The sequence below is a fragment of the Bilophila sp. 4_1_30 genome (genome assembly GCF_000224655.1).
Lineage (GTDB): Bacteria > Desulfobacterota > Desulfovibrionia > Desulfovibrionales > Desulfovibrionaceae > Bilophila > Bilophila wadsworthia.
Map to the genome: position 1 here is coordinate 634,766 of NZ_JH114232.1, position 9,467 is coordinate 644,232.

The 9,467-nt window shown below is 61.4% G+C and carries 9 protein-coding genes; all 9 read right to left on the reverse strand.

Features of this window, described 5'->3' with window-relative positions:
* Nucleotides 1-36: 36 nt before the first annotated feature.
* Nucleotides 37-486 carry a hypothetical protein gene (locus HMPREF0178_RS09450; RefSeq protein ID WP_005028337.1) on the reverse strand — a complete coding sequence of 150 codons (450 nt, stop codon included), beginning with the start codon at nt 484-486 and terminating at the stop codon, nt 37-39.
* 73 nt (nt 487-559) lie between these two features.
* Nucleotides 560-1,582: an OmpA family protein gene (locus tag HMPREF0178_RS09455; RefSeq protein ID WP_009380444.1), complete on the reverse strand. Its 1,023-nt coding sequence runs from the start codon at nt 1,580-1,582 to the stop codon at nt 560-562.
* A 403-nt stretch (nt 1,583-1,985) separates the two neighbouring features.
* On the reverse strand, nt 1,986-2,303 hold the full coding sequence (locus HMPREF0178_RS09460) for a TusE/DsrC/DsvC family sulfur relay protein (RefSeq protein ID WP_005028339.1): 318 nt from the start codon (nt 2,301-2,303) through the stop codon (nt 1,986-1,988).
* A gap of 227 nt (nt 2,304-2,530) precedes the next feature.
* On the reverse strand, nt 2,531-3,040 hold the full coding sequence (gene ybeY, locus HMPREF0178_RS09465) for an rRNA maturation RNase YbeY (protein ID WP_009380445.1): 510 nt from the start codon (nt 3,038-3,040) through the stop codon (nt 2,531-2,533).
* Complete coding sequence (locus HMPREF0178_RS09470) at nt 3,037-5,565, reverse strand: HD family phosphohydrolase (protein ID WP_232281248.1); 2,529 nt, start codon at nt 5,563-5,565, stop codon at nt 3,037-3,039. The genes ybeY and HMPREF0178_RS09470 overlap by 4 nt, the downstream gene beginning before the upstream one ends.
* Nucleotides 5,528-6,538 (reverse strand): PhoH family protein, encoded by a 1,011-nt coding sequence (locus HMPREF0178_RS09475; protein WP_009380448.1) that lies wholly within the window; start codon nt 6,536-6,538, stop codon nt 5,528-5,530. The genes HMPREF0178_RS09470 and HMPREF0178_RS09475 overlap by 38 nt, the downstream gene beginning before the upstream one ends.
* Nucleotides 6,539-7,015: 477 nt before the next feature.
* Entirely contained in the window at nt 7,016-7,858 is an 843-nt protein-coding gene (locus HMPREF0178_RS09480) for a TatD family hydrolase (RefSeq protein ID WP_009380449.1), read from the reverse strand.
* Nucleotides 7,859-8,019: 161 nt separating this feature from the next.
* On the reverse strand, nt 8,020-8,382 hold the full coding sequence (locus HMPREF0178_RS09485; protein WP_005028344.1) for a molybdenum cofactor biosynthesis protein MoaE: 363 nt from the start codon (nt 8,380-8,382) through the stop codon (nt 8,020-8,022).
* A gap of 162 nt (nt 8,383-8,544) precedes the next feature.
* Nucleotides 8,545-9,467: UDP-N-acetylglucosamine 1-carboxyvinyltransferase (gene murA / locus HMPREF0178_RS09490; RefSeq protein WP_009380451.1), on the reverse strand; the 923-nt coding region annotated here is incomplete at its 5' end.

Genomic DNA, 9,467 nt, shown 5'->3' on the forward strand with positions numbered 1-9,467 from the left:
TGCCAAGGGTCGGGGCAGCGCCCCGTGTTCATTCGGCTAGTAGATCCACTTCTTGCCGTCGTAACGGGTCAGTTCGCGGATACGGCGGGCTTTCGGGGTCGTGAAGGTGCCGGTCTTGGCCTCGGAGATGGTCTTGCCGGTGCATTCGTATACCTTTTCAAGATACACGATGTGGCCCACGTATTCGCAGCCGGGGCCCTTGCCGGGGTAAATTTCCGTGGTCATGGTGGAGGCGTCCACTTCCGTGTAACGGGCCACATAGCCCTTGCCCTGCTTGGTCACCGACATGTTCTGGCGGTTGTTCTTCAGGGTGTCGTTGGCGCGGGCCACGTAGCTCTTGGCGAAAGCGTCGAGTTTGGCCTTCACCTCAAGGGTGGTTTCCTGAGCGGGAGCGGCGCTGGGTTTGGCGGCCTGAACCTGCTGGCCGCAGATCAGGGCGGACGAAAGAACCAGAGCGAACAGTGCGGATTTCTTGATTAACTGCATTGGGGAAAGGTCCTCTTGAGCGCAAAAGGCCCGACGAGAGTCCGCCGGGCCTTTGTTGATTGTTACTTGCGTACTAGTCCATGAAGACCAGTTCAGTACGGCGGTTCATGTACCGGCCTTCTTCCGTATTGTTGTCATAGCGGAAAGACTTGCCCTTGCCAATGGCAATCATACGGCTGGCGGGCACGCCCTGGGCAACCAGATAGTTCTTCACGGCGTCAGCACGGCGCTGAGAGAGCTTCAGGTTGTAAGCGTCGGTGCCGATGCTGTCGGTCCAGCCGAGGAGCTGCACCTTCATGTTCGGGTGTTCCATAATGATGCGGGCGGCTTCATTAAGGATGCCCTGAGCTTCGGGGGTCAGGTCGTACTTGTCGAAGGCGAAGTTGACGCCACGGAGGACGACGACGTCTTCAACGACGGCCACGCGTTCCTGGCAGAACACATCGCCCACGAACTTGTCGACGGCGGCGTCGCTCTTGAGGAGGTCGATGGCCTTGACGGACACGGAGCAGGCGTTGAGGGCCGCGATGGCGTCCAGAGTGGCCTGGCCTTCAGGAGAGGAGGCGACGGAGATCACATGGAAGCAGACGTTCGGATTGGCGGCGTAGATGGCCTTGACTTCGTCGATGGGGCTGATGCCGCGGTTGCTTTCACCGTCGCTCACGAGGATGACGGCCGCGCGCGGGGTCATCTGGCTGATGATGCCGTTGTGGGCCTGGATGCCGTCGCCCATGGGCGTGAAGCGGGCGAAGGTTTCCAGATTGTCCTTCAGGCTGTCGACGCCGGCGGCGAGGGTGGAGCGAACCCACGGGCCCTGGTTCACGACCGCGCCGTAAGGAGCGAAGGTGTACAGGCCGCCCTGATAGCCGAGTTCGGGCACCATGTCGTTGACGCGCTTGATGACTTCCTTGGCAACGGCCATCTTGGTCTTGCCGACGGAGGGGAAGTTCATCATCATGGAGCCGGAGTAGTCCACCAGATAGTTGAAGCTTTCAATGCGCTTCTGGCAGATTTCGGCCGAGTGGGCCGCAAAACCGGCCGTGGCCCAAGCGAAGATCAGGGCGACGGCGAGGACAATAGAACGGGAAAATTTCATGTGAGCCTCCGTTTCTTTGAGTTAGGCGTTTTCACCCCGGCCGGAACGGCAAGGGCAAAGCGTCCTGCAAAATTGACAGCGAATATGTGCTGCAAGGCCCCTTGGGCCTTTCCCTTGCTCAGGAGGTGCTGCAATGTCGACCCGGCCGGGCATCCTCTAGCGTTATCCGGCCGGCGAAACCGTTCTTTCGGCATTGCCATATTCACTTGAATGAGACTCTACCTGTGGGCCGTACAAAGGTAAAGAGCCTTACTTGTATTTTTTTCCCGAAACCGGGTCTTTTCAATGAGAGATAACAACAAAAAAACAGGGCGAGAGGAAACCTCTCGCCCTGTATGGGAACAATGCGTACGCAGCCGTTTACCGAAAGGCTTTACGGCGCGTCATCTTCCCTAAGATGGGATCACACGCAGCCGGTGGGCTTGGGCAGACCAGCCATCTTGCAGGCTCCCTTACCGGGGCCGGAGGGGAAGAGTTCGTACACTTCTTTCAGCTTGTAGCCGGTGTTCTTGGACAGGATGCGCACCATAGGAGCGATCCCGTTCTTGCGGTAGTAGTCCTGAAGGAAGTCGAGAATCTTCTGATGGTCTTCGTTCAGATCGGTAATCCCTTCGGATTCCTTCACGTACTCCAACCATTCCGGGCACCACTCATCGAACTTGAGCAGGAAGCCGTCTTCATCAACTTCGAAGGTTTTACCCTTGTAGGTGACTTCAGCCATGTGTGCGTCCTCCTTGGACAGTTTATGTGACTAGGAAACCCTGTCACGCTTTTCCATACAGAATGAAATCGAAAAATCTGATGGAATCACTCACCACTCGACGGACCCCAATGCAGAGCCCGCAGAAAGCCACCGGATGTGTGGGGGCACATCTGAGGCGCTTCCATATTGGAGGGCATCTATCACAGCGCTATGGAAATGGCAAGTAGTTGTTCCCCTTTTGCTCTTCATTGGGCAGTCAGCCAAGCCTCTGCCGCAGACAGCATTTCGGAACACAATTCATCCATTTCAGGGCCGTGGTCGTAACCGGCCAGATGCCCGAGCCCGTGGGCCAGAAGCCTGAGGCAATGCTCCTTCGGCTCTTGTCCGTACAGGAGCGTTTCCCGGTGCAGGGTGTCGACGGAAAAGACGAGGCTCCCGAGCTGGACGGGGACGTCTTTGTCCTCCGGCCCGGCGATCTGCTCGTCTATTGGAAAAGATAAGACATTGGTGGGGCCGTGGCAACCCATGTACCGCAGGTTGTAGTCCGCCATGCCCGCATCGCGGACAAGGATGAGATCCAATTCGGCGGGCCCGGAACCGGCTGCGCGGAGCATGGCCGAGAGTGCCCGGTGCAGTTCCGTCCTGCAGAACGGGAGCCGCCAGCACAGTCCGCCGCCGGAAAGGTTGAGCCGGAGAGCGCCGGAACCGGAGGGCGCGTCGGTTTGCTCCTGCGGAAAACATTCGAGCGGGCTCATGGGCGTTTCCCCACGGGCTTCATGGACAGCGGCCCTTTGTTGACGGGTTTCGGCGGGCCGGGAACGACGGGGTAGACAAGGTCAATGGGCGAGCCCGGATTCGCTGAAGGGGGTACGGGTGTGCGGGGTGCCGCCGGAGCTGCCGGGGCCGCGCCCTGTTGTTCCGGCCCGCTCGGGGCCGCCGCACCGGAGGAGCCCGGCATCACGCTGGAGGCCGCGTAGGCGACAGTACGTTTGACGTCGGGGCGCTGTTCCGTTTTTTCTTCAGGCTTGGCCTGCACTTTGGCCTGTTCGGGTTTGTCGCTGGCCGGTTTCTTGTCTTTATTCAAATCAGGGTAGGCTATACGCTGATGGAAAAGCCCCGTCAGGATGCGGGCGAAGCTTTCCGACAGCTTATGAAGGTCTTTGAATGTCAGTTCGGACTCGTCAAGCTGGCCCTCGGAGAAGATCCCCTTCATAATCGTGTCGATGTGCGTCTTGATGCGCGCGGGCGTGGGATCGGTGAGCGTGCGGCTGGAGGCTTCCACCGCGTCCGCGAGCATGACGATGGCTGCCTCGCGGGTCTGTGGGCGCGGGCCGGGATAGCAGTAGTCCTCGATACGGGGATTTTCGCCCAACTCCTTGGCTTTGGCGTAGAAAAACTTGATCACCCCCGTGCCGTGGTGCTGGCGGATGATGTCCTCGATTTCGTCGCCCAAATGGTGCTGCGCGGCGAGTTCCGTGCCTTTTTTGACATGCGAAAGCAGGATGAGGGCGCTCATGGCCGGAGCCAGCTTGTCGTGCCGGTTGGGGCCATTGAACTGGTTTTCGATGTAATAGTCGGGATAGGCCAGCTTGCCGATGTCGTGGTAGAGGGCCGCGACCTTGCACAGCAGGCTGTTCGCACCCACGGCCTTGGCTCCGGCTTCCACCATGTTGGAGACGACCAGCGAGTGGTGGTAGGTCCCCGGAATGGCCACCATGAGATCCTGGAGGAGCGGTTGTTCGAGGTTCATCAGCTCCATGAGCCGGAACCGGGTGGTGTACCGGAAGGCCATTTCGATGATCGGGCTGATGGCGAACAGGATAGCTATGGAAATGAAGGCGTTGAGGGAAACGATGCCGAAGAGCCACAGGAACGTGTTGCCGCCCCGGAAACCCTCCAGCCAGCCGCTGCCGAGGGCGATGAAGATCTGCCCGAGCGCCAGCGGGATGATGCCGATGACCACGTCCTGCCTGCTCTGCGCCCGGATGACGAGCCATGTATTCAGCATGGCGGAGAGGAAGAAGAACAAAAACAGCGGAAGGTCGGCCTTGAGCATGACGCAGGCGAACAGGGATATCAGCAGGCCCACCACGCAATAGCGCCGGGCCGCGAAGATGAGCGCGCACAGCCCCGCGGCGCCCGCCACGGGGAAGAAGTGGATGACGAGGGCGATGTCCTGCGGCTGGACGACCTTGCCCACGAGCATGTAGGTGCCTTTCGCCGCGATGCCGAAGACGAACAGCAGCAGCGAGATGAACAAAAAGTCCTTTTTCCGCAGGGGGGTGCCCGGTTTGCCGCTCGGGGCCATGAACAGGCCGAGCGTCAGGATGAGCGAAAAGACGAACGTTCCCGCCACGGTACGCGAATGGATCAGCCCCTCCTGCTTCTGGTAGAGGCTCTGGAGCTTGAGCTGCTTCTCGCGGGTGACGCGCTCGCCCTGATAAACGACGACTTCACCCTTCTGGATATGGTAGTAGACGGGCTCCACGGTCTGGGCCACGGCATTGCCGAGGGCCTGCGTGGCCTCGCGGTTCAGGGTGAGCGTGGGCATGATCAGCGGCGAGAACAGGACCAGCACGGCGCGGCGGCCCTGCGGGGTGAGCTTTTCGGCGGAGCGCAGCTTCTGCGTGAAGGCCGCGAGCACGGCGGGCACGTCGCGGATATCCGATACGTCAGGGCGCAGGGTTTCCGCCTTTGTGTCCACGTCGCGGACGATGATCCCGTTCTTGGAGGGCAGGGCAAGGCGCACGTCGCCCACCACGCCCTCGCGCAAGCGATCTTCAAACCACGGCAAGCCCGTGGAGAGGACATACTCCTGCACTTCGGGGCTCATCCACTGGGCGAGCAAATCCGAGCTGACCGGCGTTGCGAGCTTTTCCGCGAGCGAAGCGCGCAAGGCGTCCTGCGCCTCGGGAGAGGTTTCCTGCCCGTTGATCAACTTGAGCATACCGAAGATCTTCTGCCGCAAAGCGGCGATTTCGGTCACGCTGAGGTCGAACACCGTGGGCTGGAGCATGGCGACCTGATTGCGCTTGATCTTGGCCGCCTCGGTGTCCTCCACCGTCAGGCTGCGGTGCGCGACGACATCGCTGTCGGCCACTTCCCCGGCCATGAACACCCGGAACTGCATGGGCGGCTGAAGGCCCGCCAGAAACGAGAGCACGAACAGGGTGGCGATCAGGACGAAGAGGCCCACGCCGTGATGATGCTGCCGGAACAGCGTCCGTGTTATCCGGGAAAGCTCATTGATGCGAAGAGGGGAGTTTCTCGTAGTCATCATAGGCCTGTACTATTCGTCCGACCAGAGGGTGGCGTACCACGTCGGCGGAAGTGAAATGCCGGAAAGCAACGCCTTTGACGCCTTTGAGGACATGCAGGGCATGTACCAGACCGGAACGCGACGCGCTGTCCTCGCCTTGCGCGGGCAAGTCTATCTGGGTGATGTCGCCGGTGATCGCCGCCCGTGAGCCGAAGCCGAGGCGGGTCAGGAACATCTTCATCTGTTCGCGCGTGGTGTTCTGCGCCTCATCAAGGATGATGAACGCGTCGTTCAGGGTCCTGCCGCGCATGAAGGCCAGCGGCGCGACTTCGATAATGCCCGTTTCCTGAAGCGAGGCCATCTTCTGGGGCCCGAGCATGTCAAGCAGGGCATCGTGAAGAGGGCGCAGATACGGGTTGACCTTTTCGGCGAGATCGCCGGGAAGGAAGCCGAGCTTCTCGCCCGCCTCGACGGCGGGGCGGGTCAGGATGATGCGGCGCACCCGCCGCGCGTTGAGCATATGCACGGCCATCGCCACGGCAAGGTAGGTCTTGCCGGTTCCGGCCGGTCCCACGGAAAAGACCATTTCGTTGCTGCGCAGCGTTTCCAGATAGGCGCGCTGGGCGGCGTTGCGGGCGGTGACGGTCTTCTTGGGCAGGGAGAGCACGGCCTCGTCGCGGAACGAACGGCGCAGATCCGAGCCCGGATCGCTCTCAAGGAGCTGGAGCCCCTGCTCCAGATCGGAACTCTGGAGCGCGTGCCCGCTGCGCAGCAGGCCGTAAAACTGGGTGAACAGATTCAGGATGCGTTCGCGCAGCGCGGGATCATCGGACGTCACGGCCAGCGTGGTTCCCCGGGTGGAGAGATCCGCTCCCGTGCGTTCGGCGATGACGTTGAGGTGGGCGTTGTGCGGTCCGAACAGGGCATTGGCCAGTGTCGGGTCATCAAAGGACAGGGTTTCCACAAAGGCCGTTGACGATGCGGGTGTTTGCATAGATTCAGAGAGGCGGCCTCGGGCCGCCGGAGGGGACGGTTTGTCGAATCCGCTGCACGGGCGGCGAGCCGTCCGGCAATTCGGGAATGCCCTGTAGAGGAACGCCGCTTTCCCATCCGTGGCGTTGCCTGCATACAAGGTAGATTGCAACCTATCGCATTTGCGGCGAAGCGTCTATGGTTCCTTGTTTCGTGCGGGAGGGTTGATGATGCGGGGGATGGGAGAAGGGAACTTTCTTCAGAAAGTTCCCTTCTCCCATCCCCCGCGCCCCCTCCTCTCATCCCTCAAAGACTTTCGCGTTTATCGAATCCCTGTTCAGGGTTCGGGGGGCGCGGCGGGCTGTTGAGGATGGAAGGGAAACGGGAAGCAATGGAGAGCAAGGCACCGGTGTGGTCCTGAATCGTTTCGGGCCAAGACGCTTCTCGGCAATGGTGATAGTATAAGAGGTTATTGGAGATTGTTAAGAGGAGTGGCAGGTTATAGCCCTTTGGCGGGCGCGTTGAAGAAGCGCCGGGTGTTGTCGCCGCAGAGCGTCCAGAGTTCGGCAGGGTCCATGCCGCGCTCAAGGGCCACGGTTTCGGCGGTGAAGGCGACGAGTGCCGGTTCATTGGGCTTGCCCCGCCACGGCACGGGCGAGAGATAGGGGCAGTCGGTTTCGACCATCAAGCGGTCCGGCGGGATACGTTTCACGGCTTCGCGCAGGTCGTGGTTGGTGGGATAGGTCACGGGGCCGGGGATGGAAATATGCCAGCCGTTGGCAAGGAAACGATCAAGAAAATCCACGGCGTCGCCGCTGAAGCAGTGCCATAGCACGGAGTGTCCCGAGAAACCTTCGGCTTCCAGAATCCGCAGGGTGTCCTTTGCCGCGTCGCGCGAATGGATGACCACAGGGCGATCCGTTTCCTTGGCGAGGGCGAGCTGGACGCGGAAGGCTTCCTCCTGGATGAAGGGCGGGCAGTCCTTCCAGTAAAAATCGAGGCCGATTTCACCGACGGCCCGCAGCCGGGGATCTTCGGCAAAGGCTTCGCGCATGGCCTTGAGGGTGGCTCCGGTACACTCCTGCCCGTCGCAGGGATGGATGCCCATCAGGAAGAAGACGCCGGGATAGCCGGCGAACGTGCCCTTGTTGGCGTGGTATGCGGCGGGGCCGAGGAAGACTTGCCCGATGGAGGCAAGGCCCGTGCTCCGGGCCCGTCCCATAACCTCGGGGAGCCGTTCGATGATCCCCTCGGAGTCGAGGTGGGCATGGGAGTCGGCCCCTGTGGGGGGAAGGCCGAGCGTATCGGGAAGCGGACGCGGCGTATCTTTTTTCTTGCTCATGGAAAAAGTCCCTTGCGGGCATTTTTTTGGGCCTTGCCGCCATATATCGCGTCAAAGCCCGTGGGGATTACGGCTTGTTGCCGTCGCGCTGCACGGGAAAGCGCCTGCTCCGGCCTTGGCTTCAACGCGGCAAAGCCGGGCAGGGGCTTTCCTGGACAAACCTATTCGGTGAACTCCTGTTTGATGACGGCTTCGGCCTTGATGCGGTCGAGGAGTTCCGAGAACGTCGCCTTGACGTGTTCGCGGATGTCCCCGGCCACGACGAGGAACAGCACGTCGTCGCCGGGCTTCAGTTCGCCTTCCACGGCTTCGGCATGGATGCAGAAGATGCCGGGCTGCTGTTCCATCTCGCGGCAGATGGCGTCCATCTTGGCGCGGTCATGCGAGACTTTCATGGATTTCACGGGCGCATGGTCGGCCCGGGCCCACCCGCGCACGACGCCGTTGTGCACCAGCACCATGCCCACGTTTTCGGTAAAGCCGGGACGCTTCTTGAGGTCAGCCAGAATCTTTGTGGTATCCATCGTTTTTCTCCTGTGGTCGAGGTCTGCTCGGGGGAATGTCCCTGATGAACTCTGACGGAAAGAGCCCGTGCCGAAAATGAGAACCGGCAATGCGGGGGGCTGTACGGCCCTGCCATACAGACGGAGGAGCCCCTGTTGCGCAACCTTCCCGATTTTCTTTCGCTATTCCGCTTCCCTGCGGATGCGCGCACCTACGGCGTTGAGCTTGTTTTCGATGCGTTCATAGCCGCGATCGAGGTGGTAGATGCGCTGCACGGTCGTGGTTCCCTTGGCGGCGAGCCCGGCGAGCACGAGAGAGGCGCTGGCGCGGAGATCCGAGGCCATGACCGGAGCCCCGGTAAGGCGCTGGACGCCGCGTATGATGGCTGTATGCCCGGAAAGGCGGATATCCGCGCCCATGCGGACGAGCTCCTGCACGTGCATGAACCGATTTTCAAAAATGGTTTCGCTGATGACCCCGGAACCTTCGGAAAGGCACATGAGGGACATGATCTGCGCCTGCATGTCCGTCGGGAAGCCGGGGAAGGGCTGCGTGGTCACGTCCACCCCGCGCAGGGCGCAGGAGCGGCGGGCCAGCACGCCGTCGGCGGTGGGTTCGATTTCCATGCCCATCTGGCGCATTTTGGCGATCACGGCGTCAAGCTCCTCAAAGGGGCAGTCCGTGAGCAGCAATTCGCCGTCGGTGATCCCGGCGGCGGCGAGGAGGGTTCCCGCCTCGATGCGGTCGGGCATGATGCGGTAGGTGCAGCCTCCGAGGCGCGGGACGCCCTGAATGCGGATGACGCTGGTGCCGTGGCCTTCGATGCGCGCACCGCAGGCTATGAGGAAGCGGGCAAGATCGACGACTTCGGGTTCGCGGGCGGCGTTCTCAAGGATGGTTTCTCCATCGGCCAGTGCGGCTGCCATGAGCAGGTTTTCCGTGCCGCCGACGGTGGGAAAGTCGAAATGGATGTGTGCGCCGTTGAGCTTGCGGCAGCGGCCGAGAATATACCCGTCCTCAAGATCGAACCGTGCCCCCATCTTTTCGAGGGCGGACAGGTGCAGATCCACGGGGCGGGCCCCGATGGCGCAGCCGCCGGGCATGG

Coding starts and splice junctions, on each gene's coding strand:
- HMPREF0178_RS09470 (WP_232281248.1), bottom strand. CDS start 5,565: ATGATGACTACGAGAAACTCCCCTCTTCGCATCAATGAGCTTTCCCGG.
- ybeY (WP_009380445.1), bottom strand. CDS start 3,040: ATGAGCCCGCTCGAATGTTTTCCGCAGGAGCAAACCGACGCGCCCTCC.
- HMPREF0178_RS09480 (WP_009380449.1), bottom strand. CDS start 7,858: ATGAGCAAGAAAAAAGATACGCCGCGTCCGCTTCCCGATACGCTCGGC.
- HMPREF0178_RS09485 (WP_005028344.1), bottom strand. CDS start 8,382: ATGGATACCACAAAGATTCTGGCTGACCTCAAGAAGCGTCCCGGCTTT.
- HMPREF0178_RS09475 (WP_009380448.1), bottom strand. CDS start 6,538: ATGCAAACACCCGCATCGTCAACGGCCTTTGTGGAAACCCTGTCCTTT.
- HMPREF0178_RS09460 (WP_005028339.1), bottom strand. CDS start 2,303: ATGGCTGAAGTCACCTACAAGGGTAAAACCTTCGAAGTTGATGAAGAC.
- HMPREF0178_RS09455 (WP_009380444.1), bottom strand. CDS start 1,582: ATGAAATTTTCCCGTTCTATTGTCCTCGCCGTCGCCCTGATCTTCGCT.
- HMPREF0178_RS09450 (WP_005028337.1), bottom strand. CDS start 486: ATGCAGTTAATCAAGAAATCCGCACTGTTCGCTCTGGTTCTTTCGTCC.